The sequence below is a fragment of the Streptomyces sp. NPDC102451 genome, from assembly GCF_044765485.1.
GTDB lineage: Bacteria > Actinomycetota > Actinomycetes > Streptomycetales > Streptomycetaceae > Streptomyces.
In genome coordinates this window covers 80,725-107,518 of record NZ_JBIWKD010000013.1, presented here as the reverse complement: position 1 = coordinate 107,518, position 26,794 = coordinate 80,725, and the positions used below count along the sequence as shown (strand labels likewise).

At 72.2% G+C, this 26,794-nt stretch carries 22 protein-coding genes; 10 read left to right on the top strand and 12 right to left on the bottom strand.

The genetic code is table 11. The features are described 5' to 3' along the window. Positions 1-31: 31 nt before the first annotated feature. The 5 genes from ACIRD8_RS26135 to ACIRD8_RS26115 all read left to right on the top strand — a co-directional run bounded on the left by ACIRD8_RS26135 (position 32) and on the right by ACIRD8_RS26115 (position 6,606). On the top strand, positions 32-1,480 hold the full coding sequence (locus tag ACIRD8_RS26135; protein WP_403996244.1) for an aldehyde dehydrogenase family protein: 1,449 nt from the start codon (positions 32-34) through the stop codon (positions 1,478-1,480). A 66-nt stretch (positions 1,481-1,546) separates the two neighbouring features. Next, entirely contained in the window at positions 1,547-2,758 is a 1,212-nt protein-coding gene (gene lhgO, locus ACIRD8_RS26130; RefSeq protein WP_403996241.1) for an L-2-hydroxyglutarate oxidase, read from the top strand. A 132-nt stretch (positions 2,759-2,890) separates the two neighbouring features. Further along, entirely contained in the window at positions 2,891-3,751 is an 861-nt protein-coding gene (locus tag ACIRD8_RS26125; RefSeq protein WP_403996239.1) for an amidohydrolase family protein, read from the top strand. Between the two features lie 12 nt (positions 3,752-3,763). Next, positions 3,764-5,494, top strand: a complete 1,731-nt coding sequence (locus ACIRD8_RS26120; protein ID WP_403996236.1) for a thiamine pyrophosphate-dependent enzyme — start codon at positions 3,764-3,766, stop codon at positions 5,492-5,494. Positions 5,495-5,514: 20 nt separating this feature from the next. Next, positions 5,515-6,606 (top strand): Ldh family oxidoreductase, encoded by a 1,092-nt coding sequence (locus ACIRD8_RS26115; RefSeq protein ID WP_403996233.1) that lies wholly within the window; start codon positions 5,515-5,517, stop codon positions 6,604-6,606. A 131-nt stretch (positions 6,607-6,737) separates the two neighbouring features. Here ACIRD8_RS26115 and ACIRD8_RS26110 read toward each other — a convergent pair whose 3' ends face one another. Both ACIRD8_RS26110 and ACIRD8_RS26105 read right to left on the bottom strand, forming a co-directional pair. Then, complete coding sequence (locus ACIRD8_RS26110) at positions 6,738-7,793, bottom strand: YncE family protein (RefSeq protein ID WP_403996230.1); 1,056 nt, start codon at positions 7,791-7,793, stop codon at positions 6,738-6,740. Positions 7,794-7,936: 143 nt separating this feature from the next. Continuing rightward, positions 7,937-9,748, bottom strand: a complete 1,812-nt coding sequence (locus tag ACIRD8_RS26105; RefSeq protein WP_403996227.1) for a hypothetical protein — start codon at positions 9,746-9,748, stop codon at positions 7,937-7,939. Positions 9,749-9,942: 194 nt separating this feature from the next. On the opposite strand from ACIRD8_RS26105, the gene fes reads away from it, so the two are divergent. Next, the gene (gene fes, locus ACIRD8_RS26100) at positions 9,943-11,274 is read left to right on the top strand and encodes an enterochelin esterase (RefSeq protein WP_403996224.1); all 1,332 of its coding nucleotides are present in this window, start codon (positions 9,943-9,945) and stop codon (positions 11,272-11,274) included. A 42-nt stretch (positions 11,275-11,316) separates the two neighbouring features. Then, positions 11,317-11,484: a hypothetical protein gene (locus ACIRD8_RS26095; protein WP_403996221.1), complete on the top strand. Its 168-nt coding sequence runs from the start codon at positions 11,317-11,319 to the stop codon at positions 11,482-11,484. A gap of 15 nt (positions 11,485-11,499) precedes the next feature. Here ACIRD8_RS26095 and ACIRD8_RS26090 read toward each other — a convergent pair whose 3' ends face one another. Genes ACIRD8_RS26090 through ACIRD8_RS26055 form a run of 8 tightly spaced genes read right to left on the bottom strand, consistent with a single transcriptional unit; the run spans position 11,500 to position 21,216 of the window. Then, positions 11,500-11,697, bottom strand: coding sequence for an MbtH family NRPS accessory protein (locus ACIRD8_RS26090; RefSeq protein WP_403996218.1), 198 nt, complete (start codon positions 11,695-11,697; stop codon positions 11,500-11,502). Further along, positions 11,694-15,632 carry an amino acid adenylation domain-containing protein gene (locus ACIRD8_RS26085; protein WP_403996215.1) on the bottom strand — a complete coding sequence of 1,313 codons (3,939 nt, stop codon included), beginning with the start codon at positions 15,630-15,632 and terminating at the stop codon, positions 11,694-11,696. The genes ACIRD8_RS26090 and ACIRD8_RS26085 overlap by 4 nt, the downstream gene beginning before the upstream one ends. After that, a complete protein-coding gene (locus ACIRD8_RS26080) occupies positions 15,629-15,856 on the bottom strand; it encodes a phosphopantetheine-binding protein (RefSeq protein ID WP_403996212.1) in 228 nt (75 codons plus the stop codon). The genes ACIRD8_RS26085 and ACIRD8_RS26080 overlap by 4 nt, the downstream gene beginning before the upstream one ends. 5 nt (positions 15,857-15,861) lie before the next feature. After that, positions 15,862-16,494 (bottom strand): isochorismatase family protein, encoded by a 633-nt coding sequence (locus ACIRD8_RS26075; protein ID WP_403996210.1) that lies wholly within the window; start codon positions 16,492-16,494, stop codon positions 15,862-15,864. 47 nt (positions 16,495-16,541) lie between these two features. After that, positions 16,542-18,197, bottom strand: a complete 1,656-nt coding sequence (locus ACIRD8_RS26070; protein WP_403996207.1) for a (2,3-dihydroxybenzoyl)adenylate synthase — start codon at positions 18,195-18,197, stop codon at positions 16,542-16,544. Further along, complete coding sequence (locus ACIRD8_RS26065; RefSeq protein WP_403996204.1) at positions 18,194-19,393, bottom strand: isochorismate synthase; 1,200 nt, start codon at positions 19,391-19,393, stop codon at positions 18,194-18,196. The genes ACIRD8_RS26070 and ACIRD8_RS26065 overlap by 4 nt, the downstream gene beginning before the upstream one ends. Positions 19,394-19,450: 57 nt before the next feature. Beyond that, complete coding sequence (locus tag ACIRD8_RS26060; protein ID WP_403996201.1) at positions 19,451-20,239, bottom strand: 2,3-dihydro-2,3-dihydroxybenzoate dehydrogenase; 789 nt, start codon at positions 20,237-20,239, stop codon at positions 19,451-19,453. Further along, on the bottom strand, positions 20,236-21,216 hold the full coding sequence (locus ACIRD8_RS26055; RefSeq protein ID WP_403996198.1) for an ABC transporter substrate-binding protein: 981 nt from the start codon (positions 21,214-21,216) through the stop codon (positions 20,236-20,238). The genes ACIRD8_RS26060 and ACIRD8_RS26055 overlap by 4 nt, the downstream gene beginning before the upstream one ends. Positions 21,217-21,375: 159 nt before the next feature. Here ACIRD8_RS26055 and ACIRD8_RS26050 point away from each other — a divergent pair, with 159 nt between their 5' ends. From ACIRD8_RS26050 to ACIRD8_RS26040, 3 genes are read left to right on the top strand one after another with little or no spacing between them, the layout of a single operon-like run. After that, on the top strand, positions 21,376-22,461 hold the full coding sequence (locus tag ACIRD8_RS26050) for a FecCD family ABC transporter permease (protein WP_403996195.1): 1,086 nt from the start codon (positions 21,376-21,378) through the stop codon (positions 22,459-22,461). Then, the gene (locus ACIRD8_RS26045; RefSeq protein ID WP_403996192.1) at positions 22,458-23,585 is read left to right on the top strand and encodes a FecCD family ABC transporter permease; all 1,128 of its coding nucleotides are present in this window, start codon (positions 22,458-22,460) and stop codon (positions 23,583-23,585) included. The genes ACIRD8_RS26050 and ACIRD8_RS26045 overlap by 4 nt, the downstream gene beginning before the upstream one ends. A gap of 8 nt (positions 23,586-23,593) precedes the next feature. Then, positions 23,594-24,403, top strand: a complete 810-nt coding sequence (locus ACIRD8_RS26040) for an ABC transporter ATP-binding protein (RefSeq protein WP_403996189.1) — start codon at positions 23,594-23,596, stop codon at positions 24,401-24,403. Here the strand turns inward: ACIRD8_RS26040 and ACIRD8_RS26035 are convergent. Then, positions 24,396-25,754 carry an MFS transporter gene (locus ACIRD8_RS26035; protein WP_403996186.1) on the bottom strand — a complete coding sequence of 453 codons (1,359 nt, stop codon included), beginning with the start codon at positions 25,752-25,754 and terminating at the stop codon, positions 24,396-24,398. The genes ACIRD8_RS26040 and ACIRD8_RS26035 overlap by 8 nt on opposite strands. A 38-nt stretch (positions 25,755-25,792) precedes the next feature. Then, a complete protein-coding gene (locus tag ACIRD8_RS26030) occupies positions 25,793-26,713 on the bottom strand; it encodes an amidohydrolase family protein (RefSeq protein WP_403996183.1) in 921 nt (306 codons plus the stop codon). Positions 26,714-26,794 lie beyond the last annotated feature (81 nt).

Below are 26,794 nucleotides of genomic sequence, written 5' to 3'. Positions count from 1 at the left end.
CCGCCGCGGTCGAACGGGAGAAATGATCCAGATGCGCACCATGGAAACCCTCCTCGGCGGACAGTGGGTGACGGCCGACGAGTGGCTGCAGGTCCATGACCCGTCCGACACCCGCACCCCCGTCGCCCGGGTGCCCGCGCTGAGCTCCCGGGAGGTCGCCCGGGCCTACGACGAGGCGGAGAAGGGCTTCGCCGTCTGGCGGCGCACCAGCCCCTTCGACCGGGCCAGGATCTTCCACGGAGCGGCCGGGCTGCTCCGTGAGCGGGCGGCCACCATCGCCGGGGCCGTGGTCGCCGAGAACGGCAAGACGCTGAAGGAGGCGAGCGGCGAGGTGCAGAAGTCCGCCGACTTCTTCGAGTACTACGCCGGTCTCGCCCGCAACGGCTACGGCACGCTCATCCACGACGCGCGCCCCGACACCCGTACGAGCTTCCACCACGAACCGGTCGGGATCGTGCTGGCCATCACGCCGTGGAACGACCCCCTGCTGACGCCCGCCCGCAAGCTGGCGCCCGCCCTGGCCACCGGCAACGCCGTCGTCTTCAAGCCGGCCTCCGAGACCCCGATGTCCGCTCTTCACCTGGCCCGCGCGCTGCACGACGCGGGTCTGCCCGCCGGGGTGCTGGGCGTCGTCACCGGGCGCGGCAGCAGGATCTCCGCCCCCCTGCTCGACGATCCGCGGGTCGCCGCGGTCACGTTCACCGGGTCCAACTCCGTCGGCGAGGGGATCCGCAGGTCCCTGGCCGACCGTAACGTCCGCTTCCAGGGGGAGCTGGGCGGCAAGAACGCCACCGTCGTCCTCGCCGACGCCGACCTGGAGGCCGCCGTGCGGGCCCTGATGGTCGCCGGCTTCGGACAGGCGGGCCAGCGGTGCACCGCCACCAGCCGTGTCCTCGTCGAACGCCCGGTCTACGAGGAGTTCACCGGCCTGCTCCTGGAAGCGGTTGCCGCGCTCCGGCTCGGACCGGGGGCCTCCGACTCGACCGGTGTCGGCCCGCTCGTCAGCACCGGCCAGCGCGACAGCGTGCTCAAGGACATCGCGCGCGCCGTGGAGGAGGGGGCGACCGTCCTCACGGGCGGCGCGGCCCCGCAGGGGGCGGAGTACGCCGACGGCTGCTACGTCAGCCCGACCGTCCTGGGCGACGTCACCCGGGAGATGGCCGTCTGGCGCGAGGAGGTCTTCGGGCCCGTCGTGGTCGTGCGCCCCGTCGACGGCTTCGACGAAGCCGTCGCGGAGGTCAACGACTCCGACTTCGGGCTCGCCGCCGCCCTCTTCACCCGCGACCTGCGCGCCGCGCACCGCTTCGCGGACGAGGCCGACTGCGGCCAGGTCGCCGTCAACACCGCGACCACCGGCTGGGACGTGCACCACCCCTTCGGTGGCTTCCGCGACTCCGGCTCGGCCTTCAAGGAGCAGGGCACCGAAGCCCTTCGCTTCTACACCCGCGTCAAGACCGTCGCCTTCAACTTCGGCTGCTGACGGGCACATCCGGCTTCGACAGCAAGCTTCCACAGCAAGCTTCCACAGCAAGAAAGGAGGATGCCGATGGCGGAAGAGACGATCGGCATCGTCGGCGCGGGGATCGTCGGTCTGGCGACGGGCCGGGAGATCGCACTGCGCCGGCCGGGCACCCGGGTCGTGGTGTTCGAGAAGGAGGACCGGGTCGCGGCCCACCAGACCGGACACAACTCGGGTGTGGTGCACGCCGGGATCTACTACCCGCCCGGCAGCCTGAAGGCCGATCTGTGCGTGCGGGGGGTGTCCCTGCTGCGCGAGTACTGCCAGGACCGGAAGCTCCCGTACCAGGAGATCGGCAAGCTGGTCGTCGCCGTGCGCCAGGACGAGCTGGGCCGCATGGAGAACCTCTACGAGCGGGCCAGGAACAACCACGTGCCCGACCTTCGGAAGATCTCCCAGGACGAGATCAGGGAGATCGAACCCAATGCCGGCGGTGTCGCGGCACTGCACTCCCCCCGCACGGCGATCACCGACTACCCGGCGGTGGCACGGCAGTTCGCCGAGGACATCGCGTCCTCCGGCGGTGAGGTGAGGCTCGGCTTCCCGGTGACCTCCCTGACGGACGTACCCGACGGCATCGAGGTGGCGTCCGGCGAGGAGCGGATCCGGGTCGACCGGCTGATCCTGTGCGCGGGGCTCCAGTCGGACTCCGTCGCCCGCCTGGCCAAGGACACCAAGGAGCCGAGGATCGTTCCCTTCCGGGGTGAGTACATGCTCCTCAGGCCGGACCGGACCGATCTCGTGCGCGGCCTGATCTACCCCGTGCCCGACCCCCGCTACCCCTTCCTCGGGGTGCACTTCACGCCCCGGGTCGACGGCTCGGTCGAGGTCGGCCCCAACGCGGTCCTTGCCCTCGCCAAGGAGGGCTACCGGCTCTCCGACGTATCCGTGAAGGACCTCGCACGGCTCGCCGCCTACCCGGGTGTCTGGAAGATGGCCGCGCAGCACTGGCGAACGGGCATCAGGGAGTACCGGGGCTCGCTGTCCACCCGGGCCTTCATGAGGGCCGCGGGTGACTACGTGCCCGGTGTGGGCACCGAGGACGTGGTCCGCGGCGGTGCCGGGGTACGCGCCCAGGCTCTCGATCCGGACGGCTCGCTCGTGGACGACTTCCGCATCCACCGGATGGGCCGCGTCACCGCCGTACGCAACGCTCCCTCACCCGCCGCCACCGCCTCCATGGCCATCGCCGAGCACATCGGCGACGCCGTGTTCGCGAGCGCCGGCGGCACGGTGTGACCTCGCGCCACCTGCACATCCGCGCAACAACTGCTTGCACTCCCAGGGCTGCGCAAGCACCCCTCACCAGTTCTAACGTCTGACGCGCACCACCTCACCACCCCGAGACATCCGCAACGAAAGAGGCACACCATGTTCGTGGTCGACACCCAGATCCACATCTGGAAGGAAGAGGCCCCGGATCGCCCCTGGGTCCCCGGAGCCCGCGAGCGGATCCGCCTCAACGGCCACCGCGAGGAGGCCTTCTCGTACGAGGAGGCCCTCGAGCTGATGGACGAGGCCGGCGTCAACCGGGCCCTCATCCTCCCGCCGTCCTGGGAGGGCAACCGCATCGACTACGCCCTGGAGGCGTGCGAGGCCCACCCCGACCGCTTCGGCATCATGGCCCGCGTCCCGCAGGACGACGAGGCCGAGGGCACGGCCATGCTGAAGGACTTCGCGCAGAACCCGCACATCAAGGGCACGCGCCTCACCTTCCACCGGCCGCAGGACCGCAACTGGATGATCGACGGTACCAACGACTGGTACTGGCCGATCGCCGAGGAACTGCGCATCCCGACCATGGTGCACGCGCCGATCTGGAAGAGGGAGCTCGGCGAGATCGCGGCCAAGCACCCGAACCTGAAGATCATCATCGACCACATGGGCATCATGGCCCGCTGCGTCGACGACGCCATCGGCTACTGGGTCGCCGAGACGGCAGACCTGCACGAGCACCCCAACATCTACGTCAAGATCTCGGCCCTGCCGGGTTACTCCACGGAGGCCTTCCCGAACAGGAACATCGAGAAGTACGTCCGCGAGATGGTCGACAAGATGGGCCCCCAGCGCTGCTTCTACGGCACGGACATCACCCGCCTCCTCGGCCACGGCATCACCTACACCGACACCATCGAGCAGTTCACCAAGCACTGGGACTTCACCCCCGAGGAGCTCGAGTGGATGATGGGCCGCGGCATCAGCGAGGTCCTGGACTGGCCGGTCGAGGGCTGAGGAACTTCTGAGATGACGGACAGCAGGAACACCCCAGGCGTCGACGGCATTGACGGCGGAGATGCTGTCGTGTCCGCCTTCAACGCCGTCGGCGCCGACTACCTCTTCTGCTCATCGGGGTCCGAATGGGCCCCGGTGTGGGAGGCCCTGGCCCGGCGTCACCGTGACGGTGACCCGGCCCCCACCTACCTCGACCTCACCCACGAGACCGTCGCGGTCGGCATGGCCACCGGCTACGGCCTGGTCACCCGCCGCCCGCAGGGCGTCCTCCTGCACGCGGCCCCCGGGCTGCTGCAGGGCTCGATGGCCATCCACGGCGCGCTGCTGGCCGGCGTCCCGATGGTGGTGGCCTCCTCGGAGTCCAGCACCTACGGCGACGGGCCCGGGCCGGACCCGGGCGGCCAGTGGTACCGCAACCTCTCGATCGTGGGCGGCCCGCACGGAGTCGCCCAGCCGTTCACGAAGTGGTCCAACGAGGCCGCCAGTGTCCACACCCTGCCCACCATGATCACCAGGGCGGCCGAGCTGTCCTGGCGGGCACCGGCGGGACCGGCCTACCTCAACATCCCCCTGGAGATCCTCCTGGAGGACTGGGACGGACGCGAGGCCAAGCCCCTCGTCGCGCCGGGCTCCACGCACAGCTCGCCCCAGGAGGCCGACACCGTCGCCCGGATGATCCGGGAGGCCCGGAACCCGGTGATCGTCACGGAGACGGCCGGCCGTGAGGCCGGCGGCTTCGAGGCGCTCGTCGCCTTCGCCGAGGCCTGGAACATCCCGGTCGTCGAGCCCGACTCCGCGGTGTGCGGCAACTTCCCGCGCGACCACCCACTGCACGCGGGCAGCGACATCGGCCCGTGGATGGACGAGGCCGACCTGATCCTCCTGGTCAACTGCCGCGTCCCCTTCTACCCGCCGAGCCGGCGCCCCTCGAAGGCGACGATCGTCGTGATCGACGAGGTGCCGCAGCGGCCGCACGTCGTCTACCAGGTGCTGTTCGCCGACAAGTACCTCGAAGGCAACGTCACCCACACCCTGCACCAGCTGGCCAAGCGGGCCCGGGACCTCGACGACGCGTACGAGGCCGCCGCCGTCCTGCGCCGCGCGGCACAGGAGGAGCGGTACGCCGCCGAGCAGACCGCGATCGCCGGGGCCGAGGCCGAGGCGGAGCGGCAGTCCGAGGGCATCGACCCCGTCCTCCTCGCCGCGGCACTGCGCGGCCTCCTCGACGGCAAGGACCCCATCGTCGTCGACGAGACCATCACGCACAGCCGGGTCGTCAAGCGGCACCTCAAGACCTCCGACCCCGACTCGTACTTCTACGTGCAGGGCGGGCTCGGCCAGGGCATCGCCGTCGCCCTCGGGGCCAAACTCGCGGCGAAGGACCGCCCGGTGGTCTTCACCGTCGGGGACGGCGCCCTGACCTACAACCCGGTGATCCCGTCCTACGACGCCTCCGCGGCGTACGGACTGCCGCTGCTGATCGTCGTCTTCAACAACCGTGTCTACAAGTCGATGAATCTCAACCACCGTCGGTTCTACCCCGAGGGAGCCGCGGCCGGGACGGGCGAGTGGCTCGGCACCGACCTGCACCGGCTGCCCAGACTCGCGGCCTTCGCCGAGCCGTTCGGGATGCACACCGAGACCGTCGACACGCCCGACGCCCTCGCCCCCGCCCTGGAGCGTGCGCTCAAGGCGGTGGCGGAGGGCACCACCGCCGTCGTCGACGTCCTCGTCACCCGCTGAACCAGGAGACACCAGCCACCATGACCGACACCCCCGCCCCCAAGGCCGCCAGGACTCTGGTCGAGGCCGAGGACCTGCTGGAATTCGCCGCCGCCCTGCTCGAGAAGGGAGGCCTGAGCACCGAGGACGCCCGCACCACCGCTGACGTCTTCGTGTGGGCCGCGCAGCGCGGAGTCGACTCGCACGGCACCGCACGCGTCCCCGCCTACCTCGATCTGCTGGCCAAGGGCGTCGCCAACGCCAGGCCCGACCTCAGAATCGAGTCCACGACCCCCGCCGCCGCCGTCCTGGACGCCGACCGCGCCCCGGGCCCGGTGGCCCTCACCGCGGCGGCGGACGAGGCGGTGCGCCGGGCCAGGACGACCGGCATCGCCACGGTCGGCGTGCGCCGTACGGTCCACACCGGAGCCATCGGCTACTACGTCTCCCGGATCGCCGAACAGGGCCTGGTCGGCATCGGGTTCGTGTCCGGCATGCCCAACATGGGCTACACCGGCGTCAAGGGCGCGGCCGTGGCCACCAGCCCGCTCGCCATCGCCGTACCGACCGCGGAGTCCTCGGCCCATGCCCCGCTGCTCCTGGACATGGCGACGGCCACCATCGCGCTCGGGAAGATCCGGCAGGCGAAGGCGAGCGGGACGCCGCTGCCGGAAGGGGCCGCGGCCACCGAGGACGGGACCCCGACCACCGATCCGGAGAAGGCGGTCATGCCGCTGCCGCTGGGCGGGGTGAAGGGTTCGGGCATGTCACTCGCCTTCGAGCTGCTCACCAGTGTGCTCGTCGGCGCGCCCATCTTCGCGTCCTTCCACTCGGACGACCCCCAGGGACGCAAGCACCGGCAGAACGCCCTGCTCATCGCGGTGGACCCGGCGGCCTTCGGCGGTGCGGAGGACTTCGCCGAGGGGGTGGACGCCACCCTGAGCACGCTCAAGGGCCTGCCGGCCGCGGACGGGGCCTCGGGGGTCTTCTACCCGGGCGAGCGCTCGGCCGCCCTGTCCGCCGAGCGCGGGCGCTCGGGTGTGCCGGTGGCGCCGAAGGTGTGGCGGGACCTCCTGGAGCGCGCGGAAGCCCTCGGCGTCGTACCGCCGAAGGCCGTGGGCGACGCCGGCTGACAGCGGCGACGAGCGCGGTGCCCGGCCCACCGCGGGGAGCGGCGGGCCGGGCACCCGGCTGTGAAGTGTGGGGGGAGGCGGAGCGGTGCCTCATGGTGGAGCGTGGGGGAGGGGAGGCGGGGTGTCCGGTGTCAGCGGGCGACGCGGAAGGTGTGGATCTGGTCGGCGCCGTCGATGCCGGCTCCGGACTTGTCGACCACGTAGGCGGTGCCGTCGGCGATGGTGACGTGGTTGGGGTTGGCGCCGGTGGTCACGGTCCGCAGGACGGTGCCCTTGGCCGGGTCGACGACCGTCGCGGTGGCGTCGGTGCGGTTGACGACGACGACGTTGCCCGACCGGTCGTCGTTGGCGACGGAGAGGGCGCCCGCGCCCGTGGCGACGGACTTGCTGACGAGACCCTTCTTGAGGTCGATGACCGAGAGGCCGCCACCGTTCTGGTCGGCGGTGTAGGCCGTCCTGCCGTTCTTGGACAGGGCGATCGAGATCGGGCCGTCACCGGCGGGGATGAGCCGCGGGGTGGTGGACCTGACGGTCGCCTCGATGACCTGGTCACCGTTGAGGTCCGCGGCGTAGGCGGTGCCGGTCCGCTCGTTCACGACCAGGCCGGTCGGGCCGGAGCCGACGACGGTGATCCGCTGCTTCTCCTTGAAGGTCTTCGAGTCGAAGGCGACGAGGGCGCCGTCCGAGAAACCGCTGGTCCATACGGTGTTGTGGCGCTCGTCGACGACGATCTCGCGGGGGTGGTTCACGTTCGGCAGCGTGGCGAGGTGCTTGCCGGTGCGCTGGTCGTAGACGGCAACGGTGTTGTTGCGGGTGTTCGTCGTCCAGACGGTGTTGTGCTCGTCGTCCACGGCCACGCCGTAGACCGCTTCCAGGGCGCCGGTGGCGGCGTCGGTGACCGGCGGGGTGATGGTCTGCTTCACCTTGAGGGTCTTCGGGTCCACCTTCAGCAGGCTGGACGCCACGACGGGCGGACGGCCCACGGCGGACGTGGTCCACAGGACGTTGTTCCGCTCGGAGTACGAGGACTGGTAGAGCCCCTTCCCGAGCGACGCGACCGTGACGGCGTCGGCCGAGGTGTGCGCGGAGGCGGTGCCCGTCAGTGCGGCGGTGCTGCCCGCGGCGATCGCGAGGGCGATGGCGGCACGGGTGACGGTGCGACGGCTGCTGCGGTGGGACGAGGTCATGCTGGGGTCAACTCCCTGACAGGGGTTTCAGTAGGAAATACAACACTTGTAACTTAGCTTAGGCTTACCTAAGTAACGCACCCTCAGGTATGTGGGGTGTACAACAACTTCTCTGTGAGGGCGCTGTGTTCGTCTGCGCGGCGTCAGGCGCGCGCGGCGCGCCCGCCCGGGCGCCGGCGTACGACGACCAGGGTGGTGGCAGCGGCTCCGGCCGCCCCGCCCACCGCGGCGGCGGCCGCCGACCAGGCGATCGTCGCGTACGAGACGGAACCCTCCACGGAGGCTGCCGTGACGGTGTTCGGCGCGGCCTGGGGTGCGGTGGCCGACGCCGGATCCGTGCCGGTGGCCGTCGCGCCGGGCTCGGTGACCGTGAAGTCGACCTTGAGGGTGGTGGAGGGGTTCGGCGCCAGGAAGCGCAGCCAGTGGGCACCCACGGGGGTGTCGGCGGGGATCGTGACCTCACCCCTGTACGAGCCCGCGGCGTCGGCCTTCCACTGGCCCAGGATCTCCTCGTCGTCGAGCTTGATGGTGACGGTCTGTCCGGCCGGGAACTTCGTCACCTCGAACGGGATCTTTCCGCCCGGCTGCACCTGGCTGGCCGATATCGCGGCCTTGGCGCCCCGGGAGTTGGACGCGTCGGCGGGCGCGCCGGTGGCCGCGGGCACCTCGGTGGCACCCGTGGATCCGCCGGTTCCGCCCGAGGAGGCGCTTGCCGCGGCCTGCTCGGCCGATGCGCCGGAGGTGACGGTGAAGTCGGCCTTGAGGCTCGTGGACGGGTTGGGCGCGAGGAAGCGCAGCCAGTGGGCGCCCTTCGCGGCGTCCGCCGGGACGGTGACGGTCCCGGAGAGCGAGCCGTCGGCGCCGATGCCGTTCGGCCACTGGCCGATGATCTTCGAGTCGTCGAGCTTGACGGTGAGCTGCTGGCCCGCGGGGAAGCCCGTCACCCGGAAGGACACCTTGCCGCCAGCGGCGACCTGTGAACCCGCGGTGATCGTGGCCGAGGTGCCGGTGCTGCTGCCCGAACCGCCGCCGGTGCCCGACGATCCGCCGGTGCTGCTGCCCGAACCGCCGCCCGTGCCGGCGTCCGTGCTGCCGCCCGTGCTGCCTCCGGTGGTTCCGCCGGTGCCCGAGCCGCCGGTGCCGCCCGAGCCGGACGACGTCACCGAGATGGTGGCCTTGAGGCTCGTCGAGGGATCCGGCGCGAGGAAACGCAGCCAGTGGGCCCCGGCCGACGTCGCCTTGGGGACGGTGACGCTCGCGGTGAGTGTGCCGTCCGCCTTCACGGCCGAGGGCCACTGCCCGATGATGTCGGCGTCGTCCAGCTTGACCGTGACACTCTGGCCCTTGGCGAACCCGGAGAGGGTGAAGGTGACCTTCTTGCCCGCCGCGACCTCGGAGTCTGTGAGCCGTACGGCCGGTTCGGCCGCGGGCGGTGCGGTCGTCGGAGGCGTGGTGGGGGTCGGCGTGGGGGTCGGGGTCGGCGTGGGAGTGGGGGCCGGCGAGCTGCCGGTCACCGTCAGATTCTCGCTGCGGACGCTCGTCTGCGGTGCCAGGAACCGGAGCCAGTGCTCGCCGCCGGGGGCGGCGTCGGCCGGGACCGTCACCGCGCCGTGGACGCTGCCGTCGTCGCCGATGGGGAACTGCTTGAGGAGGGCCGCGTCGTCGAACTTGACGCTCAGGGTGCCTCCGGCGGGGAAGCCCGAGGCCTCGAACGGTACGGATCCGCCCGGCTTCACGGCGGTCGTGCCCAGGGTGACCGTGGGTGCGACCGTGTCGGCGACGAGGGCGACCGTGCCCGTCCCGTCGGCTCCGGTGGGGCCCGCCGCCACCGGCGCCACGGCCAGGGCGCCGAGGCCCAGCGTCGCGCCTGCGGCGAGAGCGGCCATCCGGCCCAGCCGGGGCCGGGCGAGGGCGGCCGTGGAGGTGGTGGTGCGAGAGGGTCTGGCGGGGTTCATGGTGAGCTGCTCCTGGCGGGCGGCGAAGAGGGGTGGAAGAGAAGGGAGTTCGGGAGGGCGGCCTGGTGAATCGGCCGACAAGAGCTCCCAAGCTAACTTAGGTTAGCCTAGCCTCAGTGCCGCTGATGCCCCTGTGGGGCTTGAGAGGTAAGGTGACCCTAAGTTGCCATTCCTCAGCATTCGGAGTCCCTCTCGTGATCACGTCAGTGCCGCCGCAAGACTCCCCGCGCCGGCCTCCGCGGACCGTGCGCCCGGACGAAGTGCCGCGGCTCCGGGAGCCCGGATGCGGGCTTCCCGGGCCGGGGGAGACCGAGGAGTTCTGGGCTGCCGTGCGCGGCAGCGGCACGCCTCTCGTCTCCCCGGACCCGCAGGGCGGCGCCGATCACCGGGCGGTGACGTTCCTGTGGCGCGGCACCCCCGCCACCCGCGCCGTGCAGGTGCTCCCCAACAAACTCGGCGACCCTCGTGCGCCCGAGGGCAACCTGATGGAGCGGGTGCCCGGCACCGATGTCTGGCACTGGTCGCTGCGCCTTCGTCACGACTGGCGCGGCACCTACGACTTCTACGTGGACGAGGGTGACGGCCCCGAGCCCGGCACCGCCGGCTACTGGCAGTGGCTGCGCCGACAGCGCCGGCACGACCCGCTCAACGGCCGTACGCTGCCGCGCCGCTGGGACGGCGGCCCGGTGTCCTACGCCGAGCTCCCGGCCGCCCCCGGCGGGCAGGACTGGCAGCCGAGGCCGGACGTCGCCCGCGGCCGGGTAGCCGCCCACGAGGTACCGGCCGGGAAACTGGGCTGCGGCACCCGCCGCGTCTGGCTGTACGAACCGCCCCTGGGCCAGGGGCATCCGGGCGAGCTGCCCGTGCTCGTCCTCCTCGACGGTGAGCACTGGCAGCCGCACCTCGGGCTCGCGCACCTGCTGGACAACCTGATCGCCGACGGCCGCATCCCGCCGCTCGTCGCGCTGCTCCCGGACTCCGTGGACGCGGACACCCGATGGTCCGAGCTGACCTGCCGTCCGGAGTTCGCCGCCTTCCTCGCCGACGAACTGCTGCCCTGGGCGGCGGCCCGCCTCCCGGTCACGGACGACCCCGCCCGTACGGTCGTCGCCGGGCAGAGCCTGGGCGGCCTCTCCGCCGCCCACGCGGCGATGTCCGCGCCCGGCCGCTTCGGCAACGTCCTCGCGCAGTCCGGCTCGTTCTGGTGGCCCGACGGGCTGCGGGCACAGTGGCTCACCGACCGGATCGCGCGGTCGCCGCGCCTGCCGGTCCGCTTCCGGCTCTCCTTCGGCGAGCAGGAGTGGGTCGCCCTGCCCGCCGCCAGGCGCCTGCGCGAGGTCCTGGAGCGGGCGGGCTACGACGACGCCTCCTACCGGGAGTTCAACGGCGGCCACGACTACCTGTGGTGGCGCACCGAGCTGGCCGACGGCCTCGTGGACCTGCTGGGCCCCGCCGCTCCGTCAGCGTCCCCGCGCGTCCCAGTCCGCGAGCACGCCGTCGGCCGCGGCGTGCAGATGCCCGGCTGAGGTCCCGTCGCACACCTGCGTCGAAACGCCGAGCAGAAAGCCGTGGATCATCGACGTGACGCCGTCCACGTCACGGACGTCGTCCTGCTGCGTGAGCAGCTCGCGGCGGCGGGAACGGAGGACGTCACGCTGTTGCAGGACAGCCCGTTCGGACCGGTGTTCACGTTCACCGGCCCTCAGGGCTGCCGGCTCACCGGCCACGGGAGCTGATCGCGCCCCCGTACCTCACGGCGTGCGGCGGGCGGCCGGCGCCGGCGCAGCGGTGCACGCCTCGTGCGGGGCCGGGCCGAACCGGACGGACCACCCCTCCGGCACCTCCCGCCAGACCGGCCAGAGGGACAGCTGACCCGCGGCGTTCTCCAGCACCAGGTGCGTGGCACGGTCCTCCGGGCCCGGATCGAACGGGCCGCTCGTCGCGCTCATGCGTCCAACTCCTTCAGACGGGCCGCCAGGACGGCCGCGATGTCGTCGAGGTGGCGGTCCCGCATCAACTGCGGGTGGGTGCAGTCGAGGTCGTGGTTGTCGATGGACCCCGTCACATGCGCCCGCCACGCCTCACGGGTGAGCCAGTCCTCCGGGCGCGGGGCGGCGGCCGTGAAGAACAGCAGGTCGCCGTCGTAACCCCGGTGCTCGTGCTCGCGCATCATCCGCGCGTGGTTCGGCACGATGTCGACGATCTTCGACAGCGCGCGGTCGCTGAGCCCCGCGAGCGGGCTGCCCGCACGGCGCAGCGTCGCCAGCACGTCCTCACGGTCCTGCTCGTGGGTGCGCTCGAAGCCCGCCATCCGCAGTACGGCGGTCAGTGCGTCGCCCTCCTCGGGCGCCGCGCGTTCCCGCCACTGCTCGGCCGGGAACGCGTCGAGCAGCGCGAGCAGTTCGACCTCCTCGCCCGCCTCCTGGAGCAGCACGGCCACGGTGTGCGCCAGCACCCCGCCGACGGACCAGCCCAGCAGCCGGTAGGGGCCGTGCTCCTGGATCGCCCGGATGTGCTGGAGGTAGTCGGCCGCCTCCTCCTGCAGGGTGCGCGGCAGCGGCTCGTCCCCGGCCAGCCCGCGGGCCTGGATGCCGTACACCGGCTGCTCCGGGCCGAGGCGCGCCGACAGTCCGGCGTAGCACCACGCGATCCCGCCGGCCGGATGGATGGCGAACAGCGGTGGACGCCCGTCCCCGCCGCGCAGCCGCAGCACGACGTCCAGCGCGTCCTCGGACGCCGGTCCCGTGGAACCGAGCCGTGCGGCGAGCGCGGCCGGGGTCGGGGACTCGAACAGCGAGCCGATGGTCAGCTCGGCGCCGAACTCCTCCCGTACGCGCGCCACGAGCCGCACGGCGAGCAGCGACGTGCCGCCCAGGTCGAAGAACGCGTCGTCAGGGCCCACCCGTTCGACGTCCAGCACCTTTGCGAAGAGCCTGGTCAGCGCCTCCTCCCGGGCGTCCGACGGGCGCCGCGCCCCCGTGCCGCCGCCGAACACCGGGGCGGGCAGGGCACGCCGGTCCAGCTTGCCGTTGGGGCTCAGCGGGAAGGCGTCCAGCGCCACCACCGCCGCCGGGACCATGTGCTCCGGCAGCTCCCGCGCCAGCGAGGCGCGTACGGCCACCGGGTCGGCGCCCCCGGTGACGTAGCCGACCAACTGCTGCTCGCCGGGACGGTCCTCGCGTACGAGGGCGCAGGCGGCGTCCACCCCTTCCCGGGCGGCCATCGCCGTCTCGATCTCGCCGAGTTCGATGCGCTGCCCGCGCAGCTTGACCTGGTCGTCCGTGCGGCCCAGGTAGACGACCTCGCCCTGCGCCGTCCAGTGCGCCAGGTCGCCGGTGCGGTACATGCGCTCCGCCGGCCGGCCGAGGGGGTCGGCGACGAAGCGGGACGCGGTCAGCTCCGGGCGGTTCAGATACCCGGCGGCGAGCTGACGCCCCGCCAGGTAGAGCTCGCCGGGCACCCCCGGCGGGCAGGGCTGCAGCGCCGCGTCGAGCACGTACAGGCGGGTGTTCCAGACGGGCCGGCCGATCGGCACCGGACCGGTGGCGTCCGCGGCGCACGCGTGGAAGGTGACGTCGACCGCCGCCTCCGTGGGGCCGTACAGATTGTGCAGCTCCACGCCGGGCAGCTCGCGCCCGAACGCGTTCGCGGTCTCGCGGGGCAGGGCCTCGCCGCTGCAGAAGACCCTCGTGAGGCTCCCGCACGCCTCGGCGTCCGCCTCCGCGAGGAAGACCTGGAGCATCGACGGCACGAAGTGGCAGGTGGTGACGGACTGTTCACGGATCAGCCGGGCCAGATAGGCCGGGTCCTTGTGACCGCCCGGTTCGGCGAGCACCAGTGCCGCGCCCTGGCGCAGCGGCCAGAAGAACTCCCACACCGACACGTCGAACGACGACGGTGTCTTCTGGAGCACCCGGTCGTCCGCCGTCAGCCCGTAGGCACCCTGCATCCAGCGCAGCCGGTTGTCGATCGCCGCGTGCGAGACGACGACGCCCTTGGGGCGGCCCGTCGAGCCCGAGGTGTAGATGACGTACGCCGGATGGGCGGGGGTGAGGGGCCGTGACGGGTTGACCCAGAGGTACTCCGAGACGTCGAGGCCGTCCAGGACGACCAGCGGTGTCCCGGTGTCCTCGGGGAGCCGCCCTGCCCGGTCGGTCACCGCGCACACCGGCGCCGCGTCCCGCAGCATGTACGCGAGCCGCTGCTCCGGGTAGTCCGGGTCGAGCGGCAGATACGCGGCCCCCGCCTTCAGCACGGCGAGCAGGGACACCACGAGCTCCACCGAGCGCGGCACCGACACCGCCACCACCGCGCCCGGCCGGGCGCCCAGCGTCCGCAGGTGCCGGGCCAGCCGGTTGGCGCGGGTGTTCAGCTCCTCGTAGGTGAGCGAGATGTCACCGAACACCAGAGCCGTCGCGTCCGGGGTGCGTGCGGCACGCGATTCGATCGGGCCGATCAGCGTCGTGGGCGGCAGCGCCCGGGCGGTGTCGTTGAACGTACGGACGACCAGCTCGAGTTCGTCCTCCGTGGCGATGCCGTGCGCGGCCGTCGGCACATGCGGATCGGCCCGGCTCAGCCGCTCCACCAGATGCAGGAAGCGCGCCTGGTGGGCGGCCAGCTCCTCGTCGCCGTACAGCGCGGGGTTGCCGTCGTGGTCGATGCGCAGACCACGGCCGTCGGAGCGGTCGTAGATGTTCAGCGTCAGGTCGTCGACCGGTCCCGCGGACAGGTTACGGGCCCGCGCTGGGGCGCCCGCGAAGTCCACGTCGTAGTCGAAGGGCATGACGTTGACGAGGGGGCCGACCAGCCCGCGGTTCTCCCCGAGGAGCCGCAGCTCCCGGCGGATGTCCTCGTAACGGAACCGCTGGTGGCGGCGGACCTCGCGGATGCGGAGCACCACCTGGCGCACCAGCTGGGCGAAGGTGGCGTCGGGGGAGACGTCCAGCCGCAGCGGAAGCACGTTCATCACCATGCCCGGCACCCGCAGTGAGACGGACCCCATACGGCCCATCATCGGCAGCCCGAGCACGACCTCCTGACGGCCGGTCGCCCGCGCGGTGTACAGCGCCTGGGCGGCGATCAGGACGTCAGGCCACGAGGCGCGGAGCCGGTCGGCCAGGTCCCGCACACCCTCGGTGGCCTCCGGGCCCAGGTGGGCCGTGCGGCGGAGGAACGTCCGAGAGGGCAGCGCCCCGCGGCCCGCCAGCCGGGGCACCTCCGGGCGGTCGGCGAACGCCTCGGTCCAGTGGGCGCGGTCGGCGCTGAAGGCCTCCGACGACCGGTACGCCTCGTCCTCCGCGACGAGCTCGGCGAGTGCCCCGAACGCCCGGGCCCCGGGCTCCTCGCCCCGGGCCAGCGCCGTGTAGACCTCGGCTGTACGGCGTACGAGGAGCGAGTAGCCGAAGCCGTCCATGACCAGGTGGTGGATGCGCTGGTACCACAGCCACCGCTCCTCGCCGACACGGAACAGGGCGTGCCGGAACAGCGGCCCCGTCGACAGGTCGAAGGGCTCGGCCAGGTCCGCGCGCATCCACTCCTCGGCCTGCCGGCCGGGGTGCGGCACGTCCCGCAGGTCGTGCGTGGTGAGGGGCAGCGGGACCGAGGGGCGGACGCGCTGGCGCGGGCCGTCCGGGGAGTCCTCGACGGTCACGCGCAGGGCGTCGGCCTCGGCGGTCACCCGGCGCAGAGCCGCCGCGAACACCTCCGGGTCGAGCGGTCCGTCGATCTCCAGGCACTCCGCCGTGTTCTGCGCCGGGCTGAGCGGGTCCAGGGACTGGGCGAACCACATGCCCGACTGGGCGGCCGTCAGCGGCAGCAGGGCGGGCGGGGCAACCGGGCCGGGGGCCGGTCCCGGCCCGTCGGAACCGGTGAGCAGGACGGTCATGAGGCCTCCAGCAGCGGCGCCCAGACATCGATGGCGGGCTGCTCGGCCAAGTCCGCGAAGTCCGCCTCGACACCGTGGTCCCGGCGCCAGCGCCCCAGCAGAGACATGATGCGCACCGAGTCCAGGCCGTAGTCCAGGAGGTTCTCGTCGAGGGGGATGTCCGCGGGGTCCTCACCGAGGGCGTCGGCGACATCGTGACGGATCAGTTCAAGGGTGAGCGTCACGGTGTTCACACCCCCTTCAGGAGCGCGTCGGTCGAGGTGACGACCGCGCAGCGGCCCGCGGCCCAGCGCAGGGCCATGTCGTGGTCCTCGCGCGAGAAGTCCGCCACGGCGTCGGCGACCACGAAGGCCTGGACGTCGCGCATCCACGCGTCGCAGGCGCTCATGAGCACCCCGATGTGCGCGTACACACCGGTGATCACCAGCTGGTCGCGTCCGGACTCCCGCAGCAGGGCGTCGAGTTCGGTGCGTACGAACGCGCTGTACTTCCACTTGGTCAGGACGGTGTCGCCGTCAGCGGGCGCGACGGCGTCGGGTATCGCCAGCGCCTCGGGGTCGTCGGCGGCGCCGGGGCCCCAGAAGTCGAGCTGGAGACCGCGTTCCTCCGCGGTCTGGCCACCGCGCTGCACCGAGTACACGACGGGCACACCGAGGCTGCGGTACTCCTCGATGACCCGGGCCGTGTTGTCGAGCATGCCGGTGAGCGGCTGCTCACCGGGCGGGAAGGCGCCGAGGAAGTGGTTCTGCAGGTCGTGGACCAGGAGCACGGCCCGCGCGGGGTCGACGGTCCAGTCCACGCGGTTCGCGGGCAGTTCGGCTTCGGTCGGCAGTGCGTAGGAAGCGATGGCGGGAAGAGCCATGGGGTGGAACCTTTCGGTGCCGCTCTGGGCGGAACTCGGTGCTGATCTCAGTGCTGGGGGGCAGGTTCGGCGGCGGGGCCGGGGACCGCGTCGGAGCGCAGCCCTTTCTTGCTGACCTTGCCGATTCCGGTCTGCGGGAACGCCTCGACGAACTCGACGAGGTCGGGGACCTTGTACGCGGCGACACCGCGCTCACGCACGAGGCGTTTGATCGCGGCCGGCTTCAGCGGCTCGGCGCCGTCGCGCAGGATGACGTAGGCCAGGGAGCGTTCCCCCAGGTAGGCGTCGGCCACCCCCACGACGGACACGTCGTGCACCGACGGATGGCCGAGGATGATGTTCTCGATCTCCTCCGGGGCGACCTTCTCACCGCCCCGGTTGATCTGGTCCTTGGCACGGCCCTCGACGACCAGGTGGCCCGTCGGGGTGCGGCGCACGATGTCGCCGGTTCGGTAGAAGCCGTCCTCGGTGAACGACTTCCGGTTGTGCTCGGGCGCCCGCCAGTAGCCCCGGATCGTGTACGGACCACGGGTCAGCAGGTGCCCGAAGCCCCCCTCGGGCACGTCCTCGTCCGCGTCGTCGACGACACGGATCTCGTCGTCCTCGGAGATCGGCAGACCCTGTGTGGTGACCACGGTCTCGTGGTCGTCGTCCAGGCGGGTGTAGTTGACGAGACCCTCGGCCATGCCGAAGACCTGCATGAGCCGGCAGCCCAGCGCGGGCTCCAGCCGTCGGGCCGCCGCCTCGCTGTACTTGGCGCCCCCGACGAGGATCAGCTCCAGGCTCGACAGATCGTGCCCGGTGCTCTGCCCCGCCTCCGTCCACACCAGCGCGAGGGGCGGCACCATCCCGGTCATCGTGACGCGTTCGCGTTCCACGAGCGGGAACGCCGTCGCCGGGTCGGGGCTGGGGCACAGGACCACGGTGCCCCCGGCGTACAGGGTTCCGAGCCAGCCCGGGGAGCTCATCGGGAAGTTGTGCGCGGCGGGCAGCACGACGAGGAAGCGGGTGTCGCCGTCGACGCCGCAGATCTCGTTGGACCCGCGCAGCGAGTAGATGTAGTCGTCGTGCGTACGCGGGATGAGCTTGGGGACCCCCGTGGTGCCGCCCGACAGCTGGAGGAACGCCAGATCGTGCGGCTCCGGCTCGTACCCGGCCCCGGTGGGCGCGCACGGCACCTCGGACAGGGCGGTGTGCTCACCAGGCGCACCGACGACGAAGACGTGCTTCAGGCTCGGCGTACGCTCCTTGACCTTCGTCGCGAGCGCGAGGTGGTCGAAGCCGGCGTGCCGGTCGGGCACCACATAGGCGACGGCCTCGGTGAACGAGCAGAAGTACTCGATCTCCGTCTCCCGGTGCGCCGGGAGCGCGTAGACGGGCAGCGCGCCGATCCGGAAGAGCGCGAAGACGACCTCGATGAACTCGGCGGTGTTCGGGAGCTGTACGACGACCCGGTCGCCGGGCGAGATGCCGCGCGCCGCGAAGCCGGCGGCCAGCCGGGAGGCCCGCTCGTCCAGCTCCCCGTACGTCCACGTGCGGCGTTCGGGGGCGGGGTCGACGACCGCGACGCGGTCGGGGTGCGCGGCGGCGCGCTCGCGGAGCACCCCGCCGAACGTCTCGCCGCGCCAGTGGCCCGCCGCGCGGTAGCGCTCGGCGAACTCCTCGGGCCAGGTGGGCGCGTCGGCTGCCTGGAAAGTGTTCACAGGGCGGCTCCCACGGCGCTCAGGAAGGTACGGAACTTGGCAGCGGTCTCCGCCGTCTCGGCGGCCGGTGAGGACTCCGCCACCACGCCCGCGCCGGCGAACAGCCGCAGGGTGCGGCCCTCGGCCTCGGCGCAGCGGATGGTCACCACCCAGTCGCCGTCGCCGTCCGCGTTCTGCCAGCCGACCATGCCGGTGTACGCGCCGCGGTCGAAGGGCTCGGAGTCCGCGATGACCTGACGGGCCACATCGGTCGGCGTGCCGCAGACCGCGGGGGTGGGGTGCAGGGCCGACGCCAGGTCCAGAGCGGTGGACGACGGGTCGCGCAGCTCCCCGGTCAGGGTCGTCGACAGGTGCCACATGGCGGCGGTCCGTACGAGGGTGGGGCGTTCGGGCACGTCCAGGCGCACGCAGAACGGTGCGAGGGCCTCACGGATGGCGTCGACCACGACCGCGTGCTCGTGCAGGTCCTTCGGCGAGTCCAGCAGCGCGGCCGCCCTGCGGACGTCCTCCGCCAGATCGCTGCTGCGCTGCGCGGATCCGGCCAGCGGGTTGGCGACGAGACCGTTGCCCCGGCGGGCCACGAGGAGCTCGGGGCTCGCACCCACGAGCGTACGGCCGGGGCCGCTGGGAACGGCAAAGGTGTAACCGCCCGGGTCGCGCCGGGCCAGCCGGCTCAGCATGGCGGGCAGATCGAGGTCACGCGCCGAGGTCAGTTCCAGGGTGCGGGCGAGGACGACCTTGTCGAACTCACCGGCCCGCATCCGCTCCACGGCGGCGGCGACCGCCGCCGAGTACTCCTGGGCGGCCGGCACCTCGCGTATCCGCCACTCGTCGCCCTCACCGGCGTCGGGACCGTGCAGCGCGATCAGCGGGTCCGTCCGCAGGGCGGTCGCCCAGCGGACGGTCTCCGGGACGGCGAGTGCCGCCGCAGCGCCGGGAGCGAAGGGTACGGAGCCCACGACAACCGGGGCGGGGACACCCGCACTCCGGGCGGCGTCCAGGGTCTCCTGCACCCGCACGGGCAGGGGCCGTGCGTCGTGCGGCACCAGCGCCGAGGTGCCGGAGCCGAGCAGGGTGTGGGCGGGTGTCGCGAGGAAGCGGTCCGTGCCGGGCCGGTAGGCCTCCAGCAGGGCGGTCGCCGCGCCGGGGGAGTCGAGCGGGGGCGGAGCGGCAGGGACGCGCAGAGATGCAGACATGGGTGGTCTCCAGTGGGGAAGGCTCGAGCGTCGGCAGGATGACGTGGCGGCGCGGGCTCAGGCCCGCAGGGTGGCACCGCCGTCGACGTACAGGTCGTGCATGGTGATGTGCCGGGCGCGGTCGGACACCAGGAAGGCGACGGCGTCGGCTATGTCGGAGGGGTCGGCTATCCGCCCGAGCGGGATGCCGGTGCGGTACGTGGCCGGGTCCCCCTCGATGACGCGGCGGGCCGCGGCGTCCTCGTCCCCCGCCGTCCACATGCCGCGCTGCATGTCGGTCAGGGTCGAGCCGGGGGAGACGGTGTTGCACCGCACCCCCCGGGCCGCCACTTCGAGGCCGAGACACTTGGTGAACATCACGGCCGCCGCCTTGGAGGCCGCGTACGCCGCCATCTCCGTACGGGGGATGCCCGCGGCGTTGGAGGCCACCGTGACGATGCTTCCCGAACCCCGCTCGGCCATCCGGCGGGAGACCGAGCGCGACACATGGAACACGCCGTCGGTGTTGACGGCGAACGTGGCCGCCCACTCCTCGTCCGACAGGTCGGCGACCGACGAGACACGGAGGATTCCGGCCACGTTGACCGCGATGTCCAGCGGACCGAGCGTGCGCTCCGTCCCGGCGACGAGGTTCTCGACGGCCGTCGGGTCCGTGACGTCGAGCGTGCGCGCGGTCACCAGGCCTTCGTACGTCTTCTCCAGGCCGTCGATGCCCTCCGGGGCCAGGTCGGTGGCGAGGACGCGGGCGCCACGGCCGGCGAGGGCGTGCACGACCGCTTCGCCTATGCCGCGTCCCGCGCCCGTCACGAGGGCGAGGCGGCCGGTGAGTTCCTGGTCGGCGCTCACTTGACCATCGCCTTCCGGATGTCGTCGAGCACCGAGACGGCGGCCTGCGCACCACCGAGGCTGGTCCACTTGGTGCCGTCGATGACGGTCGCGTGCTTGTCGCGCACGGCGCCCAGCTGCTGGTAGGCGGGCTTCTTCGCCAGTTCGGCGAGGAGGTCGGCGTCGCTGCCGGCGTCCAGGGAGCCGATGAACAGCCAGTCGCCGTCGATCTCCTTGAGGTTCTCCTCGCTGAGCGGCGTCGAGTGGCCCTCGCCCTTGTCGTTCTGGATGCCCGGGCGCGCGAAGCCGAGGTCCTTCAGGACGTCGCTGATGAAGACGCCCTGCTGCATGACCGCGGTGCCCTTGGCCGAGTAGCGGGCGACCGACACGCTCGCGCCGGCCTGCGTGCCGAGGTCGGTCTTGAGCGCCGCGGCCTTCGTCTCGTAGTCGGCGAGGAACTTCTCGGCCTCGTTGGACTTTCCGAGTGTCGTGCCGGTCAGCTGGAGGGCCTTCTTCCAGTCCTTGGTGCCGTCGATGGTGACGACCGTGGGCGCGATCTTCCGGAGCTGCGCGAGCACCTGCTCGTCGGCGAGCTGCCCGGCGAGGATGACATCCGGCTTCGCCTGGACGACCTTCTCGATGTCCGGGCCGGTGACGGCGCCCACCACGGGGATGCTCTTCGCCTGGTCCGCCAGGTACTGGGGAGCACCCTTCTGGCCGCGGCCGGCGGTCAGCCCCACCGGCTCGACGCCCAGGGCGAGGGACGCGTCCAGGTCCATCTCGCTGAGGGCGACGACGCGTTCGGGGGCGGCCGGTATCTTCACCTTCGTCCCGGTCGCGTCCGTGACCTGGGTCGTCGCCGCGGCCCCCGAGCCGGCGGCGTCGGCTTTGTCCTCGGATCCGCAGGCGCTCAGGGTGAGCGCGCAGAGCGTGAACAGGGTTGCCGACACGACAGGACGTGCGATTCCGCGGGACGAGGGGGACGAATACGGCGCCATGGCCTTGGATCTCCGTTTGCGTTCAGACGAATCCAGTTCCGGCTGGGCGCCCTCCGAACCTGAATCGGAGAGAAGCGGTACACATCGCGCCACTTCAGGGCATAGGTCTGCCCATGACCCGCCAGAACCGGACGAGTGCATTTAGGTTAGGCTAACCTTATGTCGATAGCGCAAGGGGGTCGGCCAAGATCAGCCGGATCCCGCCCCTCCGAAACTCCCCCGCCCCGGGACCACTCAACCCCCTGGATCGCGGCGGGACTTCTGCTACTTCTCATGGCCCTTGTGCTGCTCTCCCTCGTCATCGGCACCGGTGAAAGCCCCGTCGGGCGCGCCTGGGACTTCCTCCTCGGCGACCCCGCCGCCAGGGCCGACGCCCAGATCCGACTGGCCGTCATGGACGTACGCCTCCCGCGCACGCTCGCCGCGCTCCTGGTGGGTACCTGCCTCGGTGCGGCGGGCTGTCTGCTCCAGGCCGCCACCCGCAATCCACTGGCCGAAACCGGTCTGCTGGGCGTCAACTCCGGCGCCGCCTTCGCCGTTGTCGTCGGGCTCACGTTCTTCGGCGCCGGCTCCCCGGGCGCCCTGCTCGTGTGGGCGCTCGTGGGCGGCATGGCCGCCAGCGCCGTCGTCCTGCTCTTCGCCGGATCGGGACGGACCGCGGGCTCACCCCTGCGCCTGGTCCTGGCCGGATCCGCACTGGGCGCCACCTTCCACGGCTGCACCTCCTACGTCCTGCTCGGCACGCAGTCGACCTTCGACACCTACCGGTACTGGACGATCGGCTCGCTCGCCGGGGTCGAGGTCTCCGATCTCGTCCCCCTGCTGCCGCTGGTGGCCCTCGGCCTCCTCACCGCGCTGGCCTGTGCACGCCCGCTGTCGGCCCTCGGCCTCGGGGACGACGGCGCCCGCTCGCTCGGCCACCACCCCGGCCGCATCCGGCTCGTCGTCGCCGGAGCGGTATCGCTCCTCGCCGGCTGCGCGGTGGCCGTGGCGGGGCCCATCGCCTTCCTCGGCCTGCTGGCCCCGTACGCCGCGAGGGCGCTGACCGGGCCCCGCATGACGGCCCAACTCGTCCTGTCCGCCCTCATCGCGGCCGACATCATGCTCCTGGCCGACATCCTCGCCCGGGTCGTCATCCGCCCCTGGGAGACACCGGTCAGCGTGCTGCTCGCCTTCGTCGGCGGTCCGATGCTCGTCTGGATCGCCCGCTCCTCCCGCCTGTCCACCGCGGGGGCCGGGGCATGACCGACCTGAAACCTGCCGGGGCGACGACCCCGCGCGCCGGTGCCGCAGACGTGACACCCCCCGACAGCGCCCGTGCCGCCGAGGTGACACCCCCCGACAGCACCGTGCTCCGCAGGGGCGCGTACTCATGGCTCCTCCCGCGCCGCAGCGCCCTCGCCGCCGCGGTGCTCCTGCCGGTCGTGGCCGTCCTCATCGCCCTCGCGGTGATGGCGAGTTCGACCGGGATGAGCCTGTCGGAAACCCTCTCCGGACTCCTCGGCACCGGCGACCCGGGCACCGTGATGATCGTGCGGGACTTCAGGCTGCCCCGCATCTTCGCCGGGCTCCTCGTCGGTGCCGCGCTCGGCATCGCCGGCTGCCTCACCCAGACGCTGGCGGGCAACCGTCTCGCCACCCCCGACCTGGTCGGCGTCAACGACGGTGCCACCGCGGCCGTCGTGGCCGCCGCGGCGGGCTCCACCACCGGCATGGTGGGGAACTGGTGGCTCGGCCCGATCGGCGCCGTCGCGGCCGCCGCGATCGTCGTCCTGTGCGCGGGCGGAGCCGGAAGCGCCGGCTACCGCGTGCTCGTGACCGGCATCGGGGTCTCCACGTTCCTGGGCGCGGTGAGCGACCTGATCATGTCCCGGGAGAACGACAACACGGCGGGCGGCGTCTTCCTCTGGGCCGTGGGCAGCCTCAACGGCCGGGACTGGGGCGTCGGTACGCCGCTGGCGCTCGTCCTGCTCCTCCTCGTCCCGCTCGCCCTGGCCGTCGGCCACCGGCTCCAGCTGCTGCGCTTCGACGACGACGTGGCGGCTTCGCTCGGCGTCGACCTGCGCAGACTGCGCGCGGGCGCGCTGGCCCTCGCCGTCGCCCTCGCGGGCACGGCCGTCGGCGTCGGCGGCCCCATCGCCTTCGTCGCGCTCGCCGCCCCGATCCTGGCCCAGCGACTGGCCGGACCCACCCGGGTCCCGATCACCGGCTCCGCGCTCACCGGCGCAGCCCTGATCGCCGCGGCCGACGCCCTGGGGCGGGTCGCCGCCCCCGTCGAACTGCCCGTCGGCGTCGTCACCAGCGTCCTCGGCGGCCCCTTCCTGCTCTGGGTCCTGTTCCGCCCGGACCGTGCCACCGGAAAGGCATGACCAGCACCATGACCGAAGCACCCCCCGAGACCGCCCCCGGTCTCGAAGTCACCGCGCTCCACGCCGGATACCCCGGCCGGCCCGTCGTCGAGAACGTCGACCTCAGCGTCCCCGCCGGACAGGTCGTCGCGATCGTCGGCCCCAACGGCTGCGGGAAGTCCACCCTGCTGCGCACCGTCGCGCGCCTGCACCGCCCCGAGTCGGGAACCGTCCGGGTGGGCGGCGAGGACATCTGGGAGCTCACCCGGCGCCGGGCCGCCCACCGCGTCGCGCTGCTGCCCCAGTCGCCGCGCGCGCCCGAGGCCGTCACCGTGGCCGGCCTCGTCCGCTACGGCCGTCACCCCCAGCAGGGCCTGCTGCGCCAGTGGTCGAAGGAGGACGAGAACGCCGTACGCGACGCACTGGAGGCCACCGGAACGACCGGACTGGCCGCCGAGCGCCTGGACAGGCTCTCCGGCGGCCAGCGCCAGCGCTGCTGGCTCGCGATGGTCCTCGCCCAGCACACCCCGGTCATCCTGCTCGACGAACCCACCAGCGCCCTCGACCTCGGCCACGCCGTGGAAGTCCTGGAGCTGGTCAGGGAGGTGGCCGCCGCCGGCCGCACCGTCGTCATGGTGCAGCACGACCTGGCGGCGGCCGCCCGCTACGCCGACCTCCTCGTGGCCATGAAGGACGGGCGGGTCGTCGCCCGGGGCGAGCCGGCCGCGACGGTCGACGAGGCGCTGGTGAAGGAGCTGTACGGGCTGGACGCGGACATACTCCGCGCCCCGGGCGACGCCTCGCCCGTCGTGGTGCCCAGGAGCCGGCCGCTCAGGTAGCGGACGGGACGGTCCTCGGCTCCCGTACGGCCGGCCGCGAGGGCCGGGTCCGGGGGCCGAACACCGCGAGGGCCACGGCGCCCACCATCCAGACGCCGGCGATGAAGTAGAAGACGCTCTGGTAGCCGGTGCGGTTGTAGAGCGCCGCGATGATCAGTGGACCCGCGGCGTTCGACAGCCGGCCGATCCCGTAGGTGATGCCCGTCCCCAGGGAGCGGCTCCGGGTGTCGAAGAGCTCGGGGGAGTAGGCGTACGCGAGGGCGGTGTAGCCGCGCTCGAAGAGGTTCACCAGGAAGCCGAAGATCACGATCAGGATCGGGTCGAAGGTCAGCCCGTACAGCAGCCCGCACACCGCGATGACCGTGCCGAAGCCGACGAGACACCACTTGCGCTCGAACCGGTCGGTGACCAGGGAGGCGAGATAGGAGCCGAGGGGCGCGCCGACCGTGGTGAGAGCGACGTAGAAGACGGACTTCTCGACGCTGAAGCCCTCCTTGGAGAGGAGAGTGGGCGCCCAGCTGGAGTAGCCGAAGAAGCCGATGGTCTGGGTCACCCACAGGACGGTGAGCAGGAGCGTCGGCGCGAGGTACCTCTTCTTCAGCAGCAGACGCAGCGGCGCCTTGACCGCCGGGGGCTCCTCGACAGGCTCCGCCGGTACGGCCAGAGGCCCCTTCTCCGCGCTCACCACGGCCTCGATCTCGCGCAGGACCGCGTCGGCCGCGGCGTGGTCGCCCCTGCTCTCGTGCCAGCGGGGTGACTCCTTGAGGTGCTTGGAGAAGAGCACCAGGAGGATGCCGAGCGCTCCCCACAGGTAGACCAGCCGCCAGGACCAGTCGCTGAGCGGGACGACGAGACTGGCGATCAGGTTGGTGGCCGGCGTACCGCAGATCCCGATGACCATGGCGTACGCCTGGTACTTGCCGCGGACGGCGGCCGGATACATCTCGTTGACGTAGATGACCGCCACGACGGTCATCGCCGACAGGCCCGCCGAGGTGAGCACCCGGAAGACGCCCAGCGAGACCACGTCCCACGCGAAGACCGAGACGAACGAGAAGAAGCCGAAGAAGAGCGTGGTGCGGAGCAGGGTCTTCTTGCGGCCCCACCGGTCGGCGACGGCTCCCGCCACGACGGAGCCGAGGAACATGCCGACGAACGACAGCGAGGTGACATAGGCGACCTGGTCGACCGTCACACCCCAGAGGTCGATCAGCTTGGGGGCGGTCGTCGCGAAGCTGTTGATGTCCGCGAACTCGAAGAAGTACGCGAAGGCCACGGCCAGCAGGGTGGTCTTGTGGAAGCGGGAGATCGGCAGCCGGTCCAGCCGGTTCGCCGCATTGGCGTGCTGCATGGGGGACGGTCCCTGTCGGAGTGCGGGGGTGGGGGAGATCAGACGCCTTCGCCGGGCCAGTACAGGCTCATCGGGTTGGCGACGAGGAGGCGGTGCTGCTGCTCGGGGGTGACCGCGATCCGGGGCACGTGGTCGACCAGGAGCCCGTCGTCGGGCATGTGGCCGGTGAGGTTGGGGTGCGGCCAGTCACTGCCCCACAGCACCCGGTCCCCGAACTCCTCGATCACGCGGCGGCCGAACGGCACGACGTCGGCGTAGGCGTGCTTCTCACCGTCGAGCGCTGCGGGGCCGGTCACGCTGAGGCGCTCGGGACAGCTCACCTTCACCCAGACGTCGTTGGAGTCGACGAAGGAGAGGAAGCGGCTGAACTGCGGCCCGTCGACCGGCAGGGTCACATCCGGCCGGCCCATGTGGTCCACCACGAGGGGAGCGGGCAGGGAGCCGAAGAAGTCGCCCAGCTCGGGGAGATCGGCGCTCTCGAAGTAGAGCACGATGTGCCAGCCCAGCGGGGCGATCTTCGCGGCGATGGTGGCCAGGTCCTCCTTCGGGGAGGTGTCGACCAGGCGGCGGAGGAAGTTGAACCGGACCCCGCGCACCCCCGCCGTGTGCAGCTCGCGCAGTTCGGCCTCGGAGATGTCCGGCCGGACGGTCGCGATGCCGCGCGCCCGGCCACCGGCCGCGCGGACCGCGTCGGTCATGGCGGTGTTGTCCGCACCGTGACAGGTGGCCTGGACGATGACCGCGCGGCTGACGCCCAGATGCTCGTGCAGCGCGGCGAGCCGGTCCTTCCCGGCGTCGCAGGGCGTGTACTTGCGCTCAGGGGCGAACGGGAACGCGGCCTGCGGCCCGAACACATGGCAGTGGGCGTCGACGGTGCCCGCCGGAAGCCGGAACTCGGGTACGGACGGATCCTGGTACCAGTCCAGCCAGCCAGGGGTCTTGGGGGCAGGCACACTCATCGAATCTCCTGACGACACGAAAGGCACAAGGGGGCAGGGAGGACCGGGCGCGTGCCCGTTCCGCGGGGAGTTCCTCGGGGG

Bases quoted from the DNA above. Each gene is read 5' to 3' on its own strand.
- ACIRD8_RS26075 (WP_403996210.1), bottom strand. From the start codon at position 16,494: ATGGCTCTTCCCGCCATCGCTTCCTACGCACTGCCGACCGAAGCCGAA.
- ACIRD8_RS26125 (WP_403996239.1), top strand. From the start codon at position 2,891: ATGTTCGTGGTCGACACCCAGATCCACATCTGGAAGGAAGAGGCCCCG.
- lhgO (WP_403996241.1), top strand. From the start codon at position 1,547: ATGGCGGAAGAGACGATCGGCATCGTCGGCGCGGGGATCGTCGGTCTG.
- ACIRD8_RS26105 (WP_403996227.1), bottom strand. From the start codon at position 9,748: ATGAACCCCGCCAGACCCTCTCGCACCACCACCTCCACGGCCGCCCTC.
- ACIRD8_RS26035 (WP_403996186.1), bottom strand. From the start codon at position 25,754: ATGCAGCACGCCAATGCGGCGAACCGGCTGGACCGGCTGCCGATCTCC.
- ACIRD8_RS26050 (WP_403996195.1), top strand. From the start codon at position 21,376: ATGTCGATAGCGCAAGGGGGTCGGCCAAGATCAGCCGGATCCCGCCCC.
- ACIRD8_RS26085 (WP_403996215.1), bottom strand. From the start codon at position 15,632: ATGACCGTCCTGCTCACCGGTTCCGACGGGCCGGGACCGGCCCCCGGC.
- ACIRD8_RS26115 (WP_403996233.1), top strand. From the start codon at position 5,515: ATGACCGACACCCCCGCCCCCAAGGCCGCCAGGACTCTGGTCGAGGCC.
- ACIRD8_RS26135 (WP_403996244.1), top strand. From the start codon at position 32: ATGCGCACCATGGAAACCCTCCTCGGCGGACAGTGGGTGACGGCCGAC.
- ACIRD8_RS26040 (WP_403996189.1), top strand. From the start codon at position 23,594: ATGACCGAAGCACCCCCCGAGACCGCCCCCGGTCTCGAAGTCACCGCG.
- ACIRD8_RS26120 (WP_403996236.1), top strand. From the start codon at position 3,764: ATGACGGACAGCAGGAACACCCCAGGCGTCGACGGCATTGACGGCGGA.
- ACIRD8_RS26045 (WP_403996192.1), top strand. From the start codon at position 22,458: ATGACCGACCTGAAACCTGCCGGGGCGACGACCCCGCGCGCCGGTGCC.
- ACIRD8_RS26090 (WP_403996218.1), bottom strand. From the start codon at position 11,697: ATGAGCGCGACGAGCGGCCCGTTCGATCCGGGCCCGGAGGACCGTGCC.
- ACIRD8_RS26055 (WP_403996198.1), bottom strand. From the start codon at position 21,216: ATGGCGCCGTATTCGTCCCCCTCGTCCCGCGGAATCGCACGTCCTGTC.
- ACIRD8_RS26065 (WP_403996204.1), bottom strand. From the start codon at position 19,393: ATGTCTGCATCTCTGCGCGTCCCTGCCGCTCCGCCCCCGCTCGACTCC.
- ACIRD8_RS26110 (WP_403996230.1), bottom strand. From the start codon at position 7,793: ATGACCTCGTCCCACCGCAGCAGCCGTCGCACCGTCACCCGTGCCGCC.
- ACIRD8_RS26030 (WP_403996183.1), bottom strand. From the start codon at position 26,713: ATGAGTGTGCCTGCCCCCAAGACCCCTGGCTGGCTGGACTGGTACCAG.